Source organism: Desulfomicrobium escambiense DSM 10707, from assembly GCF_000428825.1.
In the GTDB taxonomy this organism is placed as follows: domain Bacteria; phylum Desulfobacterota; class Desulfovibrionia; order Desulfovibrionales; family Desulfomicrobiaceae; genus Desulfomicrobium; species Desulfomicrobium escambiense.
Window position 1 is genome coordinate 1 of sequence record NZ_AUAR01000015.1, and the last position, 20,772, is coordinate 20,772.

The 20,772-nt window shown below is 63.9% G+C and carries 16 protein-coding genes, 1 tRNA gene and 1 rRNA gene; 1 reads left to right on the forward strand and 17 read right to left on the reverse strand.

Features of this window, described 5'->3' with window-relative positions:
- The 9 genes from G394_RS0112310 to ftsH form a co-directional block, all read right to left on the reverse strand.
- Positions 1–164: ribosomal RNA gene (locus G394_RS0112310) — 16S ribosomal RNA — on the reverse strand; the annotation flags it as partial.
- Between the two features lie 322 nt (positions 165–486).
- Positions 487–1,869, reverse strand: a complete 1,383-nt coding sequence (asnS, locus tag G394_RS0112315; protein WP_028577906.1) for an asparagine--tRNA ligase — start codon at positions 1,867–1,869, stop codon at positions 487–489.
- 23 nt (positions 1,870–1,892) lie between these two features.
- Complete coding sequence (gene priA, locus G394_RS0112320; protein WP_028577907.1) at positions 1,893–4,202, reverse strand: replication restart helicase PriA; 2,310 nt, start codon at positions 4,200–4,202, stop codon at positions 1,893–1,895.
- Positions 4,203–4,266: 64 nt separating this feature from the next.
- Positions 4,267–5,139: a UTP--glucose-1-phosphate uridylyltransferase GalU gene (gene galU / locus G394_RS0112325; RefSeq protein ID WP_028577908.1), complete on the reverse strand. Its 873-nt coding sequence runs from the start codon at positions 5,137–5,139 to the stop codon at positions 4,267–4,269.
- A gap of 61 nt (positions 5,140–5,200) precedes the next feature.
- Positions 5,201–6,550 carry a phosphoglucosamine mutase gene (gene glmM, locus G394_RS0112330; protein WP_028577909.1) on the reverse strand — a complete coding sequence of 450 codons (1,350 nt, stop codon included), beginning with the start codon at positions 6,548–6,550 and terminating at the stop codon, positions 5,201–5,203.
- An 11-nt stretch (positions 6,551–6,561) separates the two neighbouring features.
- Entirely contained in the window at positions 6,562–7,479 is a 918-nt protein-coding gene (locus G394_RS0112335) for a CdaR family protein (protein WP_028577910.1), read from the reverse strand.
- On the reverse strand, positions 7,479–8,234 hold the full coding sequence (gene cdaA, locus G394_RS0112340) for a diadenylate cyclase CdaA (RefSeq protein ID WP_028577911.1): 756 nt from the start codon (positions 8,232–8,234) through the stop codon (positions 7,479–7,481). Before cdaA ends, G394_RS0112335 begins: the two co-directional genes overlap by 1 nt.
- A complete protein-coding gene (gene folP, locus G394_RS0112345; protein WP_028577912.1) occupies positions 8,228–9,103 on the reverse strand; it encodes a dihydropteroate synthase in 876 nt (291 codons plus the stop codon). The genes cdaA and folP overlap by 7 nt, the downstream gene beginning before the upstream one ends.
- Before the next feature lie 3 nt (positions 9,104–9,106).
- A complete protein-coding gene (gene ftsH / locus G394_RS0112350; protein WP_028577913.1) occupies positions 9,107–11,020 on the reverse strand; it encodes an ATP-dependent zinc metalloprotease FtsH in 1,914 nt (637 codons plus the stop codon).
- A gap of 216 nt (positions 11,021–11,236) precedes the next feature.
- Between ftsH and G394_RS0112355 the strand changes: the two genes are divergently transcribed.
- Positions 11,237–11,330: transfer RNA gene (locus G394_RS0112355), tRNA-Sec, on the forward strand.
- Positions 11,331–11,459: 129 nt separating this feature from the next.
- Here G394_RS0112355 and G394_RS19100 read toward each other — a convergent pair.
- The 8 genes from G394_RS19100 to G394_RS0112410 form a co-directional block, all read right to left on the reverse strand.
- Positions 11,460–12,569 carry an amidohydrolase family protein gene (locus G394_RS19100; protein ID WP_043775807.1) on the reverse strand — a complete coding sequence of 370 codons (1,110 nt, stop codon included), beginning with the start codon at positions 12,567–12,569 and terminating at the stop codon, positions 11,460–11,462.
- 78 nt (positions 12,570–12,647) lie between these two features.
- Positions 12,648–13,610: an ABC transporter substrate-binding protein gene (locus G394_RS0112380; protein WP_028577916.1), complete on the reverse strand. Its 963-nt coding sequence runs from the start codon at positions 13,608–13,610 to the stop codon at positions 12,648–12,650.
- Positions 13,611–13,638: 28 nt separating this feature from the next.
- Complete coding sequence (locus G394_RS19105) at positions 13,639–15,303, reverse strand: methyl-accepting chemotaxis protein (protein WP_051307166.1); 1,665 nt, start codon at positions 15,301–15,303, stop codon at positions 13,639–13,641.
- 9 nt (positions 15,304–15,312) lie between these two features.
- Positions 15,313–15,780, reverse strand: coding sequence for a cytochrome c family protein (locus G394_RS0112390; RefSeq protein WP_028577917.1), 468 nt, complete (start codon positions 15,778–15,780; stop codon positions 15,313–15,315).
- Positions 15,781–16,376: 596 nt separating this feature from the next.
- On the reverse strand, positions 16,377–17,777 hold the full coding sequence (argH, locus tag G394_RS0112395; RefSeq protein WP_028577918.1) for an argininosuccinate lyase: 1,401 nt from the start codon (positions 17,775–17,777) through the stop codon (positions 16,377–16,379).
- Positions 17,778–17,780: 3 nt separating this feature from the next.
- Positions 17,781–18,992 carry an argininosuccinate synthase gene (locus G394_RS0112400; RefSeq protein WP_028577919.1) on the reverse strand — a complete coding sequence of 404 codons (1,212 nt, stop codon included), beginning with the start codon at positions 18,990–18,992 and terminating at the stop codon, positions 17,781–17,783.
- 36 nt (positions 18,993–19,028) lie between these two features.
- A complete protein-coding gene (gene argF, locus G394_RS0112405) occupies positions 19,029–19,925 on the reverse strand; it encodes an ornithine carbamoyltransferase (protein WP_028577920.1) in 897 nt (298 codons plus the stop codon).
- Positions 19,926–20,100: 175 nt separating this feature from the next.
- A complete protein-coding gene (locus G394_RS0112410) occupies positions 20,101–20,727 on the reverse strand; it encodes a hypothetical protein (RefSeq protein ID WP_028577921.1) in 627 nt (208 codons plus the stop codon).
- Positions 20,728–20,772 lie beyond the last annotated feature (45 nt).

The following is a 20,772-nucleotide window of genomic DNA, read 5'->3' on the forward strand; positions in this document are numbered from 1 at the left end:
AGCTCCACTTTCGCGGAGTTATTCCAAATCCAAGGGCAGATTACCCACGCGTTACTCACCCGTGCGCCACTCTACTCAGGGCCGAAGCCCCTTTCTCGTACGACTTGCATGTGTTAGGCACGCCGCCAGCGTTCATTCTGAGCCAGAATCAAACTCTCCAGTTACGTATACTAGTAGAGCAACCTTGTTGCTCATAAAACCTTATCTAGCGTTCTATATGCTCCAACTCGCTATTTATTTGTCAAAGATCCTTGCCCAACCGGCAAGAGGAAATCGTCTCTATCGACTCACCCACTCACCGTCAAGCGCTTTTTTCTTCTTTTTTCAACTTGGCCTTTCAGACTCGTTTGCATCATGGCCAAGCGCTCATCTTTCCGCGCTGCGGTTCAGCAGCGCAGAAAGAGGCTTCTATGTGCGCGGCACCCGAATGTCAACAAGAAACATAAAATTTCTTTTTGTCATTCAAGTTCGGCATGTTAGAGCGAATCAAAACTCCAGGTGCCTCGGCGTGCGCGGAAAGGGAATGACATCGCGGATGTTGGCGATGCCCGTGACCAGCATGAGAAGGCGCTCGAAGCCCATGCCGAAACCGGCGTGCGGCACCGTGCCGAAACGGCGCAGATCCAGATACCACCAGTATTCTTCCTTGGGCAGGCCCAGTTCATCGATGCGGCGCTCAAGGACGTCGAGGCGCTCCTCCCTGGCGCTGCCGCCGATGAGTTCGCCGATGCGCGGCACCAGCACGTCCATGGCACCCACGGTCCGTCCGTCGTCATTGAGGCGCATGTAGAACGCCTTGATCTCCTTGGGGTAGTCGAACACGATGACGGGCTGCTTGAAGTGCTCCTCCGTCAGGTAGCGTTCATGCTCGGTCTGCAGGTCGGTCCCAAAATCCACCGGGAACTCGAAATTCCTGGGCGCTTTCTTGAGAATCCCGACGGCCTCTTCGTAAGGCAGGCGCACGAACGGCTTGGCCAGGATGTTGTCCAGGGTGGCCAGAAGCGTCTTGTCCACGAAGTTGGCGAAGAGGTCCAGGTCGTCGCGGCAGTTGTCTAGGAGATAGGTGATGAGCCACTTGATGCAGGACTCGCCCAGATCCATATTGTCGCTCAGGTCCGCGAAGGCCATCTCCGGCTCGATCATCCAGAACTCGGCGGCGTGCTTGGGCGTGTTGGAATTCTCGGCGCGGAAGGTCGGCCCGAAGGTGTAGACCCGGCCCAGGGCGCAGGCCAGGTTCTCGGCCGCAAGCTGCCCGGACACGGTCAGGGACGCCTCCTTGCCGAAGAAATCCTGGTCGAAGTCCGCCTTGCCACCCTTCTTGGGCACATCGCTCAGATTCAGGGTCGTGACCTGGAACATCTCGCCGGCGCCCTCGCAGTCCGACCCCGTGATGATGGGCGCGTGCACATGAAAGAATCCCTGCTCGTGGAAGAAGCGGTGCACGCCGTAGGACAGCTCGGCCCTGATGCGGTTCAGGGCGCCGAACTTGTTGGTGCGGGGACGCAGATGGGCGATGGTACGCAGATACTCGTCGGTGTGCCGCTTCTTCTGGAGCGGGTAGCTCGGGTCCGTCTCGCCCAGAATTTCCAGGCTGTGGGCCTTGAGCTCCCACTTCTGACCTTGCCCAGGAGATTCCACCAACGCTCCCTCCAGGCGGACCGCCGCGCCCGTCCCGACCTTCTCCATCAGTCCGAACCCCTTGGCCCCGGCATCGACGATGGCCTGCAGGTTCTTCAGGCACGAGCCGTCATTGATCTCAAGGAAGACGAACTCCTTGCTCTCGCGCTTGGTCCGCACCCAGCCCTGGACCACCAGCGACGGCACTTCAGACTCGGACAAAAGGACATCGGCCACTCTGATATTCTTCATTTTTCCCCTCGGGTATGAAACGGCTAGAGCATGTCCACGGGATCGAGATCCACGGACATGCGGACATTTTTTTCCGTACGCAGCGTCTTGCGCATCTCGGCGCACACGCCCCTGATGGCCGGCCAGCTGTCGGCCTTGAGCAGGCACTGGAAGCGCTTTCGCCCGCGCAGCACGGCCAGCGGCGCAGGCGCCGGCCCTAGAACCCTCACCCCGGACGCAGCCCCCAAGGCGCGGATACGCCCCCCGAAGCTCGCCAGCAGTTCGCCCTCGGGCTGGTCCGTTGGCAGGGAGATGCGCACCAGGGCCAGCTTGACGAAGGGCGGATAGCCCATGGCCCGGCGCAGGGCGATCTCCCTGTCGAAAAAACCTTCGTAATCGTTGTCGCGGATATACTGCCAGCAGTAGTGCCCGGGGTTCCTGGTCTGGATCAGCACCCGGCCGGGCTTGTCCCCGCGGCCGGCCCTGCCCGCGACCTGCACGAGCATCTGGAACGACCGTTCCGTAGCCCTGTAATCCGGAAGATTCAAGCCCAGGTCGCCGTCCACGACCACCACCAGGGTCACGTTCGGAAAGTGGTGCCCCTTGCTCAGCATCTGCGTGCCGACCAGGACCTGCGCCTCCTGCCTGGCGAAGGCCGACAGCGTGTCCTGCATGGAGCCCGCCCGCCGGGCCGTGTCGCGGTCCAGACGCAGGATGCGCGTGTCCTGGGGCAGCTCGTCGCGCAGGAACTCCTCAAGGCGCTCGGTCCCGGCCCCCAGGGGCAGAAACTCGTGGCCTTTGCACGACGGGCAGGACAGGGGAAAGAGCAGCGTGTAGCCGCAATAGTGGCACAGCAGCAGTTCGCGTCGCTTGTGCAGCGTCAGGGAGACCTGGCAATGCGGGCACTTGAGAGGCGTGTCGCACGACTCGCAGTAAAGGACGGGCGCGTAGCCGCGCCTGTTGTGCAGGATGATCGCCTGCTCCCCGGCCTGGATCGTCGCCACCAGGGCGTCACGCACGGATGTGGCGAAGGGCCCGTGTTCTGGAGGTTCGGAGCGCAGGTCCACCAGCGTGACCTCGGGCAACCGCGACTCGCCGATGCGGTTTGAAAGCGATTCCACCGCGATGCCGCCGCTGCGGGCCGCATGAAAGACCTTCACGTCCGGCGTGGCCGATCCCATGAGCAGAAGCCCCCCGCTGCGGGAGATGCGGCCGAAGGCCAGCTCCCTGGCCTGGTAGACCAGCCCTTCGTCCTGCTTGAAGGAGGCGTCGTGCTCCTCGTCGAGGATGACCAGCCCGGGCTCCAGCGGCAGAAAGAGGCTCGACCTGGTGCCGACGACGATGCAGGGCTCCGTCCTGCCGGCCAGCTCCGCAAACGTCCGCAGCCGCTCCCCGGCGGCCAGGTAGCCGTGAAACAGCCGCACCGGCGCCTCGGGCAGGGCTGAACGCACATCCTCGTACAGTTTCAGGGCGATGGCCACTTCCGGGGCCAGGAGCATGACATGCCGGCCAGCGCACAGGGCCCGCCTGGCAAGTTCCATGTACACGGCCGTCTTGCCGCTGCCCGTCACGCCGAAAAGCAGCGCCGATTCGGCCGCGTCGGCCTGAAGGAGCTCCCAGAACCCGCCCACGGCCCGTTCCTGTTCGGGCGTAAGGGTCAGCCGCACCGGGCCCGACGCACAGACGTCAGCGGTTTCAAACGCGGACTCGACTTCCCGGACCAGCCCCTTGCGCGCCAGCGTGCCCAGCACCTGCGCGACGCTTTTGCCGAAATGCCCGGCCAGGGCCTTGGAAGACGACACGCCGTGCACGTCCAGGTAGCGCAGGACGTCGAGCTGGGCCGTGGCCTGCGGGCGGACGGCCCAAGGCGGCTCCGACGTCAGGGAGTAGAGCCGCTCTGTCCGGCGCTGGGCCACGACGGGCGAGAATCCGCCATCCAGCCAAGCCACGGCCAGCCCGGCGCGGTCCCCGCTCCCGTCCAGTTCGCCCAAGGGGACGATCCGGCCGTCGCGGCCCCTGAAGGACGGGACCTCGCGCAGCGCCGACGGCAGCACGCGGGCCAGGATCCGTCCCGGCGCGTCCATCTGGCGCACGGAAAGGTCGCGGATGAAATCGAGGTAGGCTGGGGAGAAAAAAGGCTGCAGGTCCACGGGCCAGACCACGTCGCGGCACGCGCACCCTTCGGGTGCGGGCACGTCCGTCCCCACGATCACCCCAACCCGCAGCGACCGCCCCAAGGGGACGATCACGCGCACGCCCTCCCTCCACATCTCCCGCGGCAGGGACGCGGGCAGGGAATACGTCAGGGCGCTGTACGGGGCGCAGAGGAGGAGGACGGAACAGTACTGACTCATGGGCTCCACGAAAAAGAGAGGGGGAACGGACAGGACCGTTCCCCCGTGAGGATCGGGATGGCGTCTAGCGGGAAGGCGGGATCAGTTCGCGCAGGCGGGCGATGAGGTCGTAGCGCAGATCCTCGTCCTGCAGGGCGAAGTAGATGTTGGCGGTCAGGTAGTCCACCCAGTCGCCCACGTCGAAGCGCTGTCCGCGCAGCTTCACGGCCAGAAGGCGATTCTCCCGCGCCATGGACTGCAGGGCGTCGGTCAGCTGGATCTCGCCGGTGTGGTCGGGCTTCAAGCCTTCGAGATGCTTGAAGACCTCGGGCGTCAGCACGTAACGGCCCACCAGGGCCAGCCGCGACGGCGCGCTTTCCATGTCGGGCTTCTCCTTCACGCCGCGGATGCGATACAACCCGGGCGCAAACTCCTCGGCGTCGATGATGCCGTACTTGCTGACGCGGTCGCGCGGCACTTCCATGACGCCGACCACGGGCATGCGCTCGTTCTTCCAGACTTCGAGGAGCTGGTTGATGCCGGGGTCGCGGTTGAACATGAGGTCATCGCCGACCATGACGGCGAAGGGCTCGTCCTTGACGACCTCCTTCGCGCAGAGCACCGCATGGCCCAGGCCCAGTTGCTCTTTCTGGCGCACGACGATGATGTTGGCCATCATGGCCACCTTGCGCACCTCGGCCAGGAGATCCGTCTGCCCCTTGCGTTCCAGCAACTGCTCCAGGGCGAGGTTATAGTCGAAATGGTCCTCGATGATGCGCTTATTCTGGTTGTTTACGAACACCACGTCCGACAGGCCCGAGGCGATGGCCTCCTCCACGATATATTGGATGGAGGGTTTCCGGAACACCGGCAGAATTTCCTTGGGCACATTCTTGGTCGCCGGAAGTGATCTGGTTCCCCACCCTGCCACCGGAATGACAACTTTACGTACCTGCATGGATCGCTCCTTGTTTAAACCCGACGAGGGCGGGCTTCCCCCGCTCCTCAAAAATTCTATTTCAGTCCAGACCCGTCTCCACGGCCTGGGTCAGATCATCGCACAGGTCGTTGACCAGACATTCATCCTGGGCTTCGACCATGATGCGGGCCAGGGACTCGGTCCCGGAATAGCGCAGCAGAACGCGGCCCGTCCTGCCCAGACGCTCCTCCGCGTTCTTCACCGCCGCCTGGATGGAGGGCACGTCGGCGAAGGGGACTTTCCGCTTGACCTTCACGTTGACGAGCTTCTGGGGGAAAGGCGTCAACAGCCCGGCAATCTCGGAGATGGAACGCTGTCTGGCGACCATGATGCGCAGCAGCTGCAGCGCCGCCAAGGTCCCGTCGCCCGTGGTCGAATGCTCCATGAAGACCAGGTGGCCGGACTGTTCCCCGCCGAGAAGGTACCCGCCCTTGCGCATCTCCTCAACGACATACCGGTCGCCGACCCTGGTCCGCAACAGCCGGCCGCCGCGTTCCTGCATGAAGACCTCCAGGGCCATGTTGCTCATGACCGTGGCGACCAGGGTGTTGCCGGCGAGGGTCCCGCGGGACAGCATCTCGTCCGCGCACACGGCCATGATCTGATCCCCGTCGAGCACGGTGCCGTGCTCGTCGACCACGATGAGCCGATCGGCGTCCCCGTCCAGGGCCAGACCGATGTCGGCCCTGTGCTCCCGGATCTTGGCCGCGAGCCCCTCGGGGTGCAGGGAACCGCAGCCCCTGTTGATGTTCAGGCCGTCGGGCTCAACGCCGAGGGTCACGACCTTGGCGCCGAGCTCCTCGAAGATGAGCGGCGCGACGCGGTACGCGGCCCCGTGGGCGCAGTCGAGGACGATGGTCAGGCCGTCCAGGGTCATGCCCGCCGGAAAGCTGTGCTTGAGCTCGACGATGTAGCGCCCCGGGCTGTCCTGAATCTTCCTGGCCCGGCCGACCTGATCGTACGCCGGGTAGTCCCAGGCGAAGGCCGGGTCCGTGACCATGGCCGCGATCTCGTTCTCCGCCTCGTCGGCCAGCTTGAAGCCGTCCTTGTCGAAGAACTTGATGCCGTTGTCCATGTACGGGTTGTGGGAGGCGGAGATGACCACGCCCAAGTCGGCGCGCATGCTGCGCGTCAGAAAGCTGATGGCCGGGGTCGGCATGGGACCGACCAGGAAGACGTCCATGCCGGCGGCGCAGAAGCCCGAAGTCAGGGCAGATTCGAAGACGTACCCCGAAAGGCGTGTGTCCTTGCCGATGACGACCCTGTGCCGCCTGCTGCCGTTGCGGAAATACTGGCCCGCGGCCAATCCGAGACGCAGCACGAGTTCCGGCTGCATGGGGTGGCTGTTGACGCGCCCCCTGATTCCGTCCGTTCCAAAAAGCCTGCCCATCCGCTCTCCTCTTATGGGGTCAGCGACTCGTTGCGCTGCACGATGATTTCCACTTCCTCGGGCTTGGACTCCAGCAGTTCCACCCCGTCCGGAAAAAGGCGTTCGGGCTTGACGACGCTCTGCCCGAGGGCCGGATTTCCCCCGGGGTCCACCACCATGCGCAGCTGCTCCCGCCAATCCTTGTCCTTGAGGAGCCGCACCGGCACGAGCAGCCTGACCCGCACGAACTTGGGTTCCATGACGTACGTGAAGGCCGGGTACTCCACGGCTTCCAGGTTCACCTTGATCCAGATTTCCTGCTTGATGTGCCCGAAGTGCACGTCATAGCTGACCGAGGACACCGACGTGCGCACATCCGGGGGAAGCAGCAGGCGGGCCCGGCCCGACGCCGTCAGGCTGCCGTCCTCGGGGACCTGCACGCGCACCGTGGGGATTCTGTCCACCTTCTCCAAGGCGCTGGCAAACCCGGTCACCGTGACCTGATCCGGCACCACGGTGGCGTTCTTGAACTGCGTATCTTCGCCGGGCAGCCCTTCCCAGTCAAGGTGGACCGGCACGCTCTTGGAAACCATGACGTCGGCCACGAGTTCCAGGCGCGTCGGGTTGATCTCCACGACCTCCACCGCCGAAGTGATGGCCATGCTCTCGGGCACGAGCGGAATGACGTTGGGCCCGACCTGAACTTTGGCCAGATCGAGCTTGTAGGCCAGCCGGCCCGTGTTCAGGGACCGGACCTGGTTGCTCGTGCCCCGAATGCGCACCTGCAGCTTGCTGACCAGCCCGGAGGTGATCTCCATCTGTTGGGGGAGATTCACGAATTCGAGCGGCACCTCGAGCCACGTCTCGACCTTCTCCTGCCCCGAGACCACGTACCAGCACGCCAATGCCAGAAGCAGGGCCAGCGCTCTGTATTGCCAGTTATTCCACATTATTTCCTCAACGCAGCGGCAAGAACTTTCTTCAGGCGGACCTCATTGAGGCTGCTTGTGATCCGCCCGCCCACGGCCAGGGATATGCTGCCCCGCTCCTCGGACACGATGAGGGCCACGGAGTCGGTCTCCTCGGTCACGCCGATGGCCGCGCGATGCCGCGTGCCCAGCGCTGCCTCGTGCTTGAGGCCCACTGCCAGGGGCAGGATGCACGCCGCGGCCTCGATGCGGTTGTCGCGGATGATGACCGCTCCGTCGTGCAGGGGCGTGTCCTGATGAAAGATAGTCAGGAGCAGGTCCTTGCTGAAGGCGGCGTGCAGCTCGATGCCGCCCGAGACCACGTCTCCAAGGGGGATGTTGCGCTCGATGACGATGAGCGCCCCGGTCTTGCTCTTGGCCATCTGCACCAGGGCCAGTATGAGGTCGTCGAGGACCGCCGACTGCACGGTGTCCTTCTTGAAGATCGTGGTCGCGCCCATGACGGCCAGGGCCTTGCGGATGTCCCGGCGGAACAGGATGATGACCACAAGGAAGATGGAGCCCAGAAAATTGCCCAGCAGCCAGTTGAGCGTGTACAGGCCGAATTCCCCGGCCGCGAAGTAGGCGATGACGATGAGCAGCAGGCCGTAGATGACGGAAACGGCGCGGGTGCCCTTGATCAGCAGGATGATCCGGAAAAAGATGTAGCCCACCAGCAGGACGTCCAGGATGTCCTTCCAGGTGACTTGCAAATTGCCGATGGTGTAGCTCAGCACCCGACCTCCCCTTCTCCCGCCAATGCCCGCGCGACCATCAGGCCGTCGCGCGCCTCACGCACCTCATGCACGCGGTGGATGCGCACCCCCCGACCGTAGAGCGCCACCGTGGCCGCCAGGGTCGGGGCGTTGCGATCCCTGCCGTCGCGCCCCAGCAGGCCCTTCCACAGCGACTTGTTGGAAAGGCCCATGTACACCGGGCGCCCGAACTCGAAAAACCGCTCGATATTCCGCAGGATCTCCAGATTGTGCTCCAGGGTCTTGCCGAACCCGATGCCGGGGTCCAGAACCACGTTCCCTTCGGGCAGGCCGGCCCTGACCAAAAAATCAAGACGTGCGGCGAAAAAAGCTCTGACTTCGTCCACGACATCGTCGTATTTCGGCGCAACCTGCATGGTCCCCGGAGCGCCCTGGCTGTGCATGAGCACATAGCCGGGCCTCAGGTCGGCCACCACGTCCATGAGCCCCGGGTCCGCGCCCATGGCCGAAACGTCGTTGACGATGACGGCACCGGCTTCCAGGCAGGCCCTGGCCACGCGGGCCTTGGTCGTGTCGACGGACAGGACAGCGTCCGGGTGTGCCCGGAGCACCCCCTCGACCACCGGCAGGACGCGCTGCAGTTCGACGTCCGCCGGGACCACTTCAGCGAAGGGCCTGGTGCTCTCGCCGCCAATATCCAGAATGTCCGCGCCCTGGTCAAGAAGATGCAGCGCCTTGTCCACCAGCGCCCCGGTCCCGAAGGCGCTGCCGCCGTCGTAGAACGAGTCCGGTGTGGCGTTCAGGATTCCGACGACAAAAAAGGGGGCAGGACCGAGGGTCCTGCCCCTGAGCACATCCCAGGAGACGTTCTCTGCTCTCTCCCGGGACATGCGCTACTCGCCCGCCTTGTCGCCCGCGTCCCCCTCGTCCAGGGCGAAGCCCTCCTCGCCCGCTTCCGCGGACGAAGCAGCGGCCGCAGCACCGGCCGCGTTCCGGCCGCCGTTGCCCTGCGGGGCCAGGGGTTCTCCCTGGATGATCTTGGCCACCTCCTCTCCCGTGAGGGTCTCGCGTTCGATGAGGGACAGGGACAGGGCGTGCAGGAGTTCGATGTTGTCCTGCAGGATGGTCTTGGCGCGGTTGTAGGCGTCGCCCAGGATGCGCTTGACCTCGAGGTCGATGAGTTTGGCGGTCTCGTCGCTGTAGTCCTTGATGTGGGCCATGTCACGGCCCAGGAAGACCTCGTCGTCCTTCTTGCCCAGAGCCATGGGGCCGAACTCCTCGCTCATGCCCCATTCGCAGACCATGCGCTTGGCCATGGCCGTGGCGCGTTCGATGTCGTTGCCCGCACCCGTGGTGATGGAGTTGAAGACGAGTTCCTCGGCCGCCCGGCCGCCGAAGAGCACGGCCAGGTTGTTCTGGAGATAGGTCTTGGAGTAGGTGTGGCGGTCATCCACGGGCAGTTGCATGGTCACGCCCAAGGCGCGGCCGCGGGGGATGATGGACACCTTGTGGATGGGGTCCGTGCCCGGCAGGAACTTGGCCACCAAGGTGTGCCCGGCCTCGTGGTAGGCCGTGGTCTTCTTCTCCTCGTCGCTCAGGATCATGGAGCGTCGCTCCTTGCCCATCATGACCTTGTCCTTGGCCTCCTCGAAGTCGAGCATGGTGACCTTGTCCTGGCTCAGCTTGGCGGCGTGCAGGGCCGCCTCGTTGACCAGATTCTCGAGGTCCGCGCCGGAGAAGCCGGGCGTGCCGCGGGCCAGGACGTCGAGGTCCACCTCTGGCGACAGGGGGGTCTTTCTCGTGTGCACTTCAAGGATGCGCTTGCGGCCCTTGAGGTCGGGGTTGGGGACCACGACCTGACGGTCGAAGCGGCCCGGACGCAGCAGCGCCGGGTCGAGGACGTCGGGACGGTTGGTGGCGGCGATGAGGATGACGCCCTCGTTGGACTCGAAGCCGTCCATCTCGACGAGCATGGCATTCAAGGTCTGCTCGCGCTCGTCATGGCCGCCGCCCAGACCCGCGCCGCGCTGACGGCCCACGGCGTCGATCTCGTCGATGAAGATCAGACAGGGAGCGTTCTTCTTGCCCTGGATGAAGAGGTCGCGCACGCGGGCCGCGCCCACGCCCACAAACATCTCCACGAAGTCGGAGCCGGAGATGGAGAAGAAGGGCACCCCGGCCTCGCCGGCCACGGCCCGGGCCAGCAGGGTCTTGCCCGTGCCGGGACCTCCGACCAGCAGCACGCCCTTGGGGATGCGTCCGCCCAGACGCGTGAACTTCTTGGGGTTGCTCAGGAAGTCGACGATCTCCTGCAGTTCCTCCTTGGCCTCGTCCACGCCGGCCACGTCGGCGAAGGTGACCTTGGTCTCCTCCTGGGTGACCATTTTGGCCCTGGAGCGGCCGAAGGACATGGCCTTGCCTCCCCCCCCCTGCATCTGGCGCATGAAGAAGATCCACACGCCAATCAGAAGGAGCATGGGAAACCAGGAGATGAGCACCGTCATGTACCAGGGTGCGTCCTCCTCGGGCTCGGCCTTGACCTGCACGTTGTTCTTGACCAGCGTGTCGACCAGGGTCGGATCGTTGGGCGAATAGGAGCTGAAGCGCTGGTCGTTGACCAGCACGCCGGTGATTCGCGAACCTTGAATCTTGACGCTGGTGACCTCGCCCTGGCGGACCTTGGTCAGAAATTCCGTGTAGTTGAGATCATTGGGCGGCACGGGCGGCTGATTGAACAGGTTGAACAGGACAATCATGACCATGCAGATCGCGGCCCAGAGGACCAGATTCTTGGAAAAACTGTTCAAATGAGAAAACCTCCATAAGCCGGGTCGTCACAGGTCCCTCGCCACCGGCCGTCTTTGTCGTCATAGTGGGTTCATGCTTAGCTGAACGAGATGTGATTGTTAAGTTCAGTTTCAGGAATGACAAGCAAATTTTCGTAGAAATACGCCTTTTTTGAAAGGTCGCCCGAAAACCTTGATCATTGTGCGGGGCATTGATAGATACGTGCCTCCCAAGGGGGAAGCGTATCGTCACCGGTGTGGCGCCCGGTCTTCAAAACCGGTGGAAGGTCGAGAGGTCTTCGGTAGGTTCGACTCCTATACGCTTCCGCCACCCCTACGCATTGTCAGCCCGCTCCGCCCGTCTCGCACCTCTCCAGAAACCGACCTTATGCGATAGCCAACCGCTCCGCGCAGTTTGTACGTTCCTCATCCGTGGAGCGCGTCCGTCGATTGCGGGGTGCTATGCGGCAAAATCCTGCGGGAGAATGGCCCAGGCCGCGCGCCGGCCGGCCTGGAGGCTGCCGTACTCTCCGTCGATGCCGAGGATCTCCGCGGGATTGAGGGTCACCATGGCCAGGAGTTCGACCAGCGGCGTGCTCGAAGACAGCACGGTCTTCACGGCGCGCAGTTCCTCCCACAGGTCCAGATCGGTGTTGGAGGCGAGGGAATCCGTACCCAGGCACACGGGCACTCCGGCGGCTCGCAGGGCCGCGACAGAAGCCTCGCCCACGCCGATCCGGCTGTTGCTGCGCGGGCACAGGCAGACTCCCGCCCCGCTTCGCGCCAGGATGCCGATGTCGTCCGCGTCGATGTGGACGCAGTGCACGGCCAGCGTCCTGCCATCCAGCAGGCCAAGCTCGGACGCGTACGCAACGGCGCTCATCCCGGGCGAGACGAAGCCTTTGGGCAGGATGTGGCGGGCGCGCACAAATTCGGCAAACGCTCCTCCACGCCCCAGGAACAGTTCATTCTCCCCCGGCGCCTCGGCCAGGTGCAGGCTGAAGGGCAGGTCGCGCGAGACGCACCAGCCCTTGGCTTCCCGGGCCAGGTCCGGGGCCGTTGAATAGAGGGCGTGCACCGACGGGCTCCAAGGGCCGGGCCAGTCGGCAGAGGTGAAATCGGGCAGACCGCGACGGCCGGACACTTCGCGAAAAAGATGGCCGCCCATTCCTTCGGCCTCCAGGACGCCGCGGACCATCACCGCCTCCCGGCCGACAACGTCCGCCACGAAGCAGGTTCCGGAGTTCCGGGCCGCGGCCACTGCGCCCGCCACATCGGCCCGTGACACGCGTTGGTCGCGCAGGGCCGCGAACAGCCCGTCCGCCCAGGCTTCGAACCCCATGCCGACGGAAAACCTGCCCGCCAGATGGGACAGCTCCAGATGGGCGTGCGCGTTGATCAGCCCGGGCACCAGCGTCACGTCGCCCAGATCACGGCACGGCCCCGACGCCTCCTTCCAGGGGACGACAGCGACGATGCGACCGCCGTCGACCAGGATGCAGCCATCGACAATCTCGGGGCACCCGGGGTCCATGGTCAGGATGCGCGCCGCACGGTAGGCCGCCGTCATGTCCCCGCCATCCCGCAAGGCGGACCATAACAAAAGAGGCGGCCAAGCCGCCTCTTTTCAGAACACGTCGTTCCGCGGTTATTTGTAAATCTTGTCGGCATCCTTCAGCACGTCCTCGGGCACCTTCACGCCCATCTTCGCAGCGGCCTTCTGGTTGAGGTGCAGAACGAGTTCCTGCTGGGTCTCGACGCACGTGGTGCCGGGGTCGGCCTTGTCCACCAGCAGGCGCTTGGCCATGAGGCCCGTCTGATAGCCGTGCTGGTAGTAGTCGAAGGCCAGGGCTGCGACGGTGCCGCGCTGCACGGAATCGACGTCGGCAGAGAAGACGGGCAGCTTTTCCTGCTCACAGACCTTGATCACGGATTCCAGGGCCGAGATGACGGTGTTGTCCGTGGGCAGGTAGATGGCGTCGACCTTGCCGACCAGGGACTTGGCTGCCTGGTAGACGTCGCTGGTCTTGGCCACGGAGGCTCCGACGACCTCGAAGCCGGCCTTGGCACCTTCGGTCTGGACCATAGCCACGGTGGTCTTGGAATTGGCCTCGCCAGCGTTGTAGATCACCCCGAGCTTCTTGAGGTTCGGGAAAAACCGCAGGATCATGGCCATGTGCTTGTCCACGGGCAGCATGTCCGACACGCCCGTGATGTTCTTGCCCGGCTTCTGGAGATCATCCACCAGCCCCGCGCCGACCGGGTCCGTGATGGCCGTGAAGAGCAGCGGCGCCACGGCCAGGACGGGCGATTTCTTGGTCGCCACGGCGCAGGCCTGGGCCGAGGGAGTGGCGACGGCCAGAACCAGGTCCGGCTTCTCGCCGGCGATCTGGGCCGCGATCTGGTTGGCCGTGGCCATGTTGGCCTGGGCGTTGTGCACCGAGTACGTCGCGTTGACGCCCTGGGCCTTCAGACTGTCCTGGAAGCCCTTGAGCACGGCGTCCAGGGATGGATGTTCGACGAACTGATTCACGGAAATGGAGTACGTGGCGGCATGGCCCTGACAGACAAAGGCCAGGATGCACAGGACCGTCATGATGGCTTTCTTCATAATATTTCCTCGCTTGGATTCGTGGGGACTACCGGATGCGGAACATGTCCACGAGCCCTTTAAGCTGTTCGGAAAGCGCGCGCAACTCCTCGGCATGCTCCCGCACCGTGACGCCGTTGCGGGTCATGTCGGTGGCGGACGAACTCACTTCGGCGATCTGGCTGGTTATCTCGCCGGCCACGCCCGACGTCTGGCTCACGTTGTGGTTGACCTCGTCGAGGCCCTGGGAGGCCTGCCCGATGTTCTGGGCGATGTCGCGGGTCGTGACGGACTGCTCCTCCACGGCCGCGGCGATGGTCGTGACGATGGCGTCGATGTCGGTGATGACCTTGGTGATCTCGTTGATGCGCGTCACGGTCTGGTCGGTGGCGCCCTGGATGCCGCTGATCTTGCCCCGGATCTCGTCCGTGGCCGAAGCGGTCTGGTTGGCCAGTTCCTTGATCTCGTTGGCCACGACGGCAAACCCGCGTCCGGCTTCGCCCGCCCTGGCGGCCTCAATGGTCGCGTTCAGGGCCAGGAGGTTGGTCTGGGACGAGATGGCCGTGATGGTCTGGGTCACGGAGTGGATCTCGCGGGCCATGGCGCCCAGGTGGTCGACGTCGGCCGACGTCGCTTCGGCCGTGCTCACGGCCACCGCGGTGATCTCCTTGGCCCTGGCGGTGCTGCGCGAAATCTCGTCGATGGTCGCGCTCATTTCTTCGGAAGCGGCGGCCACGGTCGAGATGTTGACCGACGCCTGTTCGGTGGCCGCGGCCACGGAGCGCATGTTCGTGCTCATCTCCTCGGACGCGGCGGCCACGGCGTCGGAACGGGTCTGGTTGTCCGCGGCCACGTCGGCCACCGTCTCGGAAACCGATTTGAGCTGACCCGAAGCCACGGCCAGGGTGCCCACGCCGGAGATGATCTCCTGCATCATGGACCGCATATGATCCGTCATGGAGTTGACGCTCTGGGCCAACTGGCCGATCTGGTCCCGGCTTCTGGTATCCACGTGCACGGTCAGATCCCCATTGCTGATCTTTTCCGTGGCCTCGGCCACGTCACGGATGGGCACCAGGACGGCCCGCCGGAGGAAAAAGGACAGGCTGCCGAGGAGCACGACCAGGCCCGCGGCCATGATGCCGCCGACCTTGGACTGGTTGCTCAGCATCGCGTTCATCTGGGGCGAAATGTCCTGGGTCATGACCATGACCCCGAGCACCGGCTGGTTCGACCCGTGACAATGATGGCAGGACTCTTCGTTGGGGATGGACTTGATTTCAAGGAAGGCGGGTTTGCCGTCGATCTCGGTGATGGACTGGCTCATGCAGTCCTTGCGCAGGCAGTCTTCGAGCATGGTGGTCAGTTCCGCGCTCTTGACGAAGTCCGTGACCTCCTTGCGCAGGAACTGGTCCGAGGTGGAGTAGGTTACGTTGCCCTTGAAATTGGTCAGGTGGATTTCGATGTCTTCATAGCGCTGCCCCACTTCCGCAAACTTGCCTGTGGTGCCGGCGTTGTCGCCGATGGCCATGGGTTCACGGATGGCCATGGAGAGCATCTCCGAAATGCGGGCGGCGTTGACCTCGACCTCATGCAGGGTGCTGGCCCGCTGCATGAAAAAGGTTGCCGTGAACAGCGAGCCAAAAGTCAGGATGAGCACCGCAAAGGTGATGCCGAGGATCTTGGCGCCCAGGGATCTGCTGAATATGTTCATGGCGGCCTCCTAGTGGGCCCCGCCGTACAGCAGGGGCTTGAAGTTGAAGGCCTTGACGCGGCTCTCGTTGTGGCAACCCTGGCAGTCTTCCATGGTCAGCTTGCCCTTGATGAGCTCCGTATCGCCTCCGCTCTCGACATGGTCCCGGCCGGGGCCGTGGCACACTTCGCACCCTGCGTCCGCAACATGCGGCGTCTTCTCGTAGCTGACGAACCCGCCGGGCTTGCCGTAGCCAGTAGTATGGCAGCCGTAACACTGGGCCAACTCCGTTTCCGTCAAATCCGACGCCATGATCTTGATGGACTTGTCCGAATGGGCTTTTTTGGCGTATTTCGTGAAGTTGTCGTACTGTTCCTCGTGACAATCCTTGCAGGCCGCCGTGCCTACATACGAATTCTCCGCCAAGGCCGGCACAGGACACAACATGCACGCCAAGAAGACGACATGGCACACCTTGCGAACGATCTGAGCCTTCATCCCACCTCCTCGCATCAAACCGGCACGGTCAGTCCGTTTCCGATAAATTTTAATGCGTGTACGTACATTACTGTATGACGTCAATAACAGTCTAGGATCGCGGCAGAAATATTCGTGCACCGAAAATCCGGGCGCGCAAGGATGACGTGTGTCTGGCGCTGTCCCACCCGCCCCTGTCATACACCACGCGTCGGCGTTGCCCGCACCGTCATGGCGACGCATCGCCGCTACCATCCCGACTTCGCAAGCAGGCGTACGGCCGCATATCCCCGCCCCTACCCTGCCGGACTTGCCGCCCGTTGAAAAATTCAGCTTCATGTTACGATCCTCCCTTATGGTTCCTGCTCGATGACTTCTTGTTTATTGGAAAGGAGGAGGTGGATGATACTCGAAACAAAACGTATTTTCAGTTACAAATGGCTAATTGATTACACGCTGATCAGAACACATAACTACTTATAAATGAGTATGCGACGAACGATGGCAGCCGAACCACGGGTACGAAAAAGCCCCCGTCGACGATGCGGCGGGGGCTTTCGGTACGACGCGCGAGGCAGTAGGCGCGTTCGTGTGCTGTCCGTCAAAAAACGACGGCGCTAGACTTTCTCCGACAGCCAGGACGCGAGTTCGGAAATCTGCGCGCCGACAGAATCGGGTCCGGTGCCTCCGGGAACGTGCCGGCGGGCGACGGCATTATCGTAGTCGAGCACGGTGAAGACGTCCTCGCCGATGTCGGCCGAGAAACGCCGCAGATCCTCGATGTTCATGTCCTCAAGACCGATCCCGCGTTCCTCGGCGAAGGCCACGGCCGCGCCGGTGATGTGGTGGGCCTGGCGGAAGGGCACGCCCTTGGCCGCCAGGTAGTCGGCCAGTTCCGTGGCGTTAAGGAAGCCGGCCTTGAGAGCCCGGCGCATGCGCTCTGCGTTGAAGCCCAGTTCCGAAAGCATGCCGGCCATGATGGCCAGGGACGGCGACACCGTGTCGTGGGTGTCGAGGAAGGGTTCCTTGTCCTCCTGCATGTCGCGGTTGTAGGCCAGAGGCAGGCCCTTCATGAGGGTCAGCAGGCCCACGAGGTCGCCGTAGACGCGGCCCGTCTTGCCGCGCATGAGTTCGGCCACGTCGGGGTTCTTCTTCTGGGGCATGATGGACGAGCCCGTGGAGTAGGCGTCGGGCAGGCGCACGAAGCCGAACTGCGGGTTGGCCCAGATGATGATCTCCTCGCACAGCCGCGAGAGGTGCATCATGACGAGGCTCCCGCAGAAGACGGCCTCCAGCACGAAGTCGCGGTCCGAGACGGCGTCCATGCTGTTGGCGAAGGTGCCCCCAAGCCCCAGGGTCTCGGCCACCTGCGCCGGGTCGAGGGGATGCGTGGTGCCGGCCAGGGCCGCGGCCCCAAGAGGGGAGACTCGCACGCGCTTCAGTGCGTCGCGGACGCGGTCGTGGTCGCGGCGGAACATCTGGGCATAGGCCAGCAGGTGCTGGGCCAGGCTGACGGGCTGGGCCGGCTGGAAATGGGTGCAGCCGGGCAGCAGAACGCCCTGGTGCTCTTTGGCCCGCTGGACGAGGGTGTCGACCAGCGCCTTCAGGTTATCGGCCCATTCGTCCAGGCAGGCGGCCACGAAAAGCCGGAAATCGAGCGCAACCTGGTCGTTGCGTGAGCGCCCGGTGTGCAGTTTCTGACCCGGCGTGCCGACGAGCTCCGTCAGGCGGTGCTCGATGTTCATGTGCACGTCTTCGAGGTCCTGCCGCCAGACGAAGGTCCCGGCCTTTATCTCGGCCCGGATCTGCTCAAGGCCCTGATGGATGGCCTCGCAGTCGGACGGGGTGATGATGCCCTGCTCCGCCAGCATGGAAGCGTGGGCCTTGGAGCCGTCGATGTCCTGGGCGCACAGCCGCGAATCGAAGCCCACGGAGCACGTGTAGCGCTCGACCAGGGGGGCGGTGTCCCCGCTGAACCGGCCGCCCCACAATTTCTTTTCCTTGGATGCCGTGCTCATGGCCTAGCCCTTGATCTTGTTCAGGAACGGCTGGCGGGCCTGCAGGCGCAGGCCGTGCAGCTTGATGAAGCCGGCCGCGTCGGCCTGGTTGTAGACCTCGTCCTTCTCGAAGGTGGCCAGCTCCGGGTTGTAGAGTGAGTACGGGGACTTGCGGCCAAGAGGGTACACGCCGCCCTTGTAGAGCTTGAGGCGCACCGTGCCGGTGACCGTTTCCTGGGCCTTGTCCATGAAGGCCTGCAGGGCCTCGCGCTCGGGCGCGAACCAGTAGCCGTTGTAAACCATTTCGGCGTAGCGCGGGATGAGGGTGTCGCGCAGGTGCAGCAGCTCGCGGTCCATGCACACGCCCTCCAGGTCGCGGTGGGCACGCTGCAGGATGGCCCCGCCCGGGGTCTCGTACACGCCGCGGGACTTCATGCCCACGAAGCGGTTCTCGACCATATCCAGGCGGCCGATGCCGTGGCGTCCGCCCAGCTCGTTCAGGGCGGCGAGCATCTTGGCCGGGGACAGGGTCTGGCCGTTCAGGGCCACGGGGTTGCCCTTCTCGAAATCAAGCGTGATGACCTCGGCCTTGTCGGGCGCCTGCTCGGGGTCGACGCTCATGAGGTAGGTGCCCGGGCCGGGTTCGGACCACGGGTCTTCCAGTTCACCACCCTCGAAACTCAGGTGCAGGAGGTTGCGGTCGCAGGAATACGGCTTCTCCTTGGTCACGGGCACCGGGATGCCGTTTTCCTTGCAGAATTCCAGAAGCTGCGTGCGGGAATTGAGATCCCACTCGCGCCAGGGGGCGATGGTCTTCAGGTGGGGGGCCAGGGCCAGGGTGGACAGCTCGAAGCGGACCTGGTCGTTGCCCTTGCCCGTGGCACCGTGGGCCACGGCCTGGGCCCCTTCGGCCAGGGCGATCTCGACCATCTTCTTGGCGATGAGGGGCCGCGCGATGGACGTGCCGAGGAGATAGCCGCCCTCGTAGACGGCGTTGGCCCGGAACATGGGGAAGACGTAGTCGGCGACGAACTCCTCCTGCAGGTCCACCACGTAGGCTTTGGTGGCGCCGGTATTGAGGGCCTTGTCCTCCAGGCCGTCGAGTTCCTCGCCCTGACCCAGGTCGGCGGTCATGGTGACGACCTCGCACTCATAGGTCTTCTTGATCCACTTGAGGATGGCGGAGGTGTCGAGACCGCCGGAATAGGCCAGCACGACTTTTTCGATCTTGCGCATGAAAACTTCTCCTTTATGTAGAGCGGACTGGCCGCCTCAGCTGTAAATCCATTCCAGGATGGCCTTCTGCATGTGCAGACGGTTCTCGGCCTGGTCGAAAACGATGGACCTGGGCCCCTCGAAGACCTCCTCGCTGACCTCCTCGCCGCGATGGGCGGGCAGGCAGTGCAGCACCTTGGCCGACGGGTCGGCCAGGGACAGGAGCTCCTCGTTGACCTGATACCCGGCAAAGGCCTTCTCGCGGCGCTTCTGCTCGGCTTCCTGGCCCATGGACGCCCAGACGTCGGTGTTGACGAAATGGGACCCGGCGATGGCAGCCTTGGGGTCGTCGGTGATGTAGACCTTGGCGCCCATCTTGAGGGCTCGTTCCAGAATCTCGGTCCTGGGCATGTAGCCCTCGGGGCAGGCCAGGTTCAGCTGGAAGCCGAAGTAGATGCTGGCGTTGATCCAGGAGTGGGCCATGTTGTTGCCGTCGCCGATCCAGGACACGACGAGGTCTTTGAAATTCGTGGTCCGCTCGAAGATGGTCAGCATGTCGCTCATGACCTGACAGGGGTGGTAGAGGTCCGTCAAAGCGTTGACCACCGGAATGGAGCCCCAGCGGGCCAATTCCTCGACATTTTTCTGGGCGAAGGTGCGCACGACCATGCCCTGCACGTAGCGGGACAGGACCCGGGCCGTGTCGGCCAAGGGTTCGCTACGGCCCAGCTGGGAGTCGGCCGGCGTCATGAAGATGGTGCTGCCGCCCAGGTGGCGGATGCCGACGTCGAAAGAAACGCGCGTGCGCGTGGAGGCCTTCTCGAAGATCATGGCCAGGGTTTTGCCGGCCAGCAGCGTGGACCGGTAGTCCGTGTCCTTCATCTCCTTGGCCCGCCGGACAAGGTCCATGGCCTCCGTGGCCTTGAGATCCAGTATGGATAGAAAGTGCTTCATGGTGTCACCCGATCATCCGGAGATACGGTTTGAATGTTGCGTGCGTGAACGCAAAAAAATTTTTTCCTACAAAGCTTGTTCATGGTTTGTAAAGGGAATTGCAACACCACGAAATAAAAATGAAAAAGCCGACGAAAACACGTCGGCTCGCGAGTGGTCGGAAGCTGTGCCGGCGCTATGGGCGCAGGTGGTGGACGAAGCCGTCGGCCATGCTCAGGGACAGGGCGCGCATGACGGCGTAGGTGGGGTTCTCGGGCAGGCGCACCTGGCTGCGAACCACGACGTAGTCCTTGGCAGGCCCGGCCTCCATGGCCGCGGCCTGGGCCGCGGACCAGATCAGGGTCCCGTCGGGTACCCAGTACACCTCGGCCGTGACGCCGACGGATGTCCGGCCCGTACCGCCGCCCTCGTAGAACTGGGAGACGTTGCCCGTGACCAGAATGTTGGCGCCCTTGGCCCTGGCCGCGGACATGGCCGCGTCCAGCCCGGCCCAGGGCTTCGAGGAATCGTACTCCATGGCCCCGAAGACACGGCGCTCAAGCCACGCGCGCCGGAAGACGTCGGCCATCTCCCGGCCCACGTCCTTGCGCACGGCGATGTCCTGGCGCAGGGCGAAGGGAACGATCAGGGCCCGGTAACCCGTGTCGGGCATGGACGCGGGCGTCACCGCCTCGACCAGTTCACCCATCAGAATCTCGGCGTCATCCTGATAGTCGATCCCATAAAGGTTCACATCGTAACGATCCATGGACGCGCACCCCGCCACGAGCAGGACGCAGGCGCAGAGAAGGAAAAATTTCATGACAGCATCTCCTTGGCAGGCGATTTCAAGCAAGATAGGTACCAA

Excerpts from the sequence above, each read along its gene's own strand:
- G394_RS0112335 (WP_028577910.1), bottom strand. The coding sequence starts at position 7,479 with ATGTGGAATAACTGGCAATACAGAGCGCTGGCCCTGCTTCTGGCATTG.
- G394_RS0112390 (WP_028577917.1), bottom strand. The coding sequence starts at position 15,780 with ATGAAGGCTCAGATCGTTCGCAAGGTGTGCCATGTCGTCTTCTTGGCG.
- G394_RS0112380 (WP_028577916.1), bottom strand. The coding sequence starts at position 13,610 with ATGAAGAAAGCCATCATGACGGTCCTGTGCATCCTGGCCTTTGTCTGT.
- glmM (WP_028577909.1), bottom strand. The coding sequence starts at position 6,550 with ATGGGCAGGCTTTTTGGAACGGACGGAATCAGGGGGCGCGTCAACAGC.
- argF (WP_028577920.1), bottom strand. The coding sequence starts at position 19,925 with ATGAAGCACTTTCTATCCATACTGGATCTCAAGGCCACGGAGGCCATG.
- argH (WP_028577918.1), bottom strand. The coding sequence starts at position 17,777 with ATGAGCACGGCATCCAAGGAAAAGAAATTGTGGGGCGGCCGGTTCAGC.
- G394_RS0112400 (WP_028577919.1), bottom strand. The coding sequence starts at position 18,992 with ATGCGCAAGATCGAAAAAGTCGTGCTGGCCTATTCCGGCGGTCTCGAC.
- asnS (WP_028577906.1), bottom strand. The coding sequence starts at position 1,869 with ATGAAGAATATCAGAGTGGCCGATGTCCTTTTGTCCGAGTCTGAAGTG.
- galU (WP_028577908.1), bottom strand. The coding sequence starts at position 5,139 with ATGCAGGTACGTAAAGTTGTCATTCCGGTGGCAGGGTGGGGAACCAGA.
- G394_RS0112410 (WP_028577921.1), bottom strand. The coding sequence starts at position 20,727 with ATGAAATTTTTCCTTCTCTGCGCCTGCGTCCTGCTCGTGGCGGGGTGC.
- priA (WP_028577907.1), bottom strand. The coding sequence starts at position 4,202 with ATGAGTCAGTACTGTTCCGTCCTCCTCCTCTGCGCCCCGTACAGCGCC.
- G394_RS19105 (WP_051307166.1), bottom strand. The coding sequence starts at position 15,303 with ATGAACATATTCAGCAGATCCCTGGGCGCCAAGATCCTCGGCATCACC.
- G394_RS19100 (WP_043775807.1), bottom strand. The coding sequence starts at position 12,569 with ATGACGGCGGCCTACCGTGCGGCGCGCATCCTGACCATGGACCCCGGG.
- folP (WP_028577912.1), bottom strand. The coding sequence starts at position 9,103 with ATGTCCCGGGAGAGAGCAGAGAACGTCTCCTGGGATGTGCTCAGGGGC.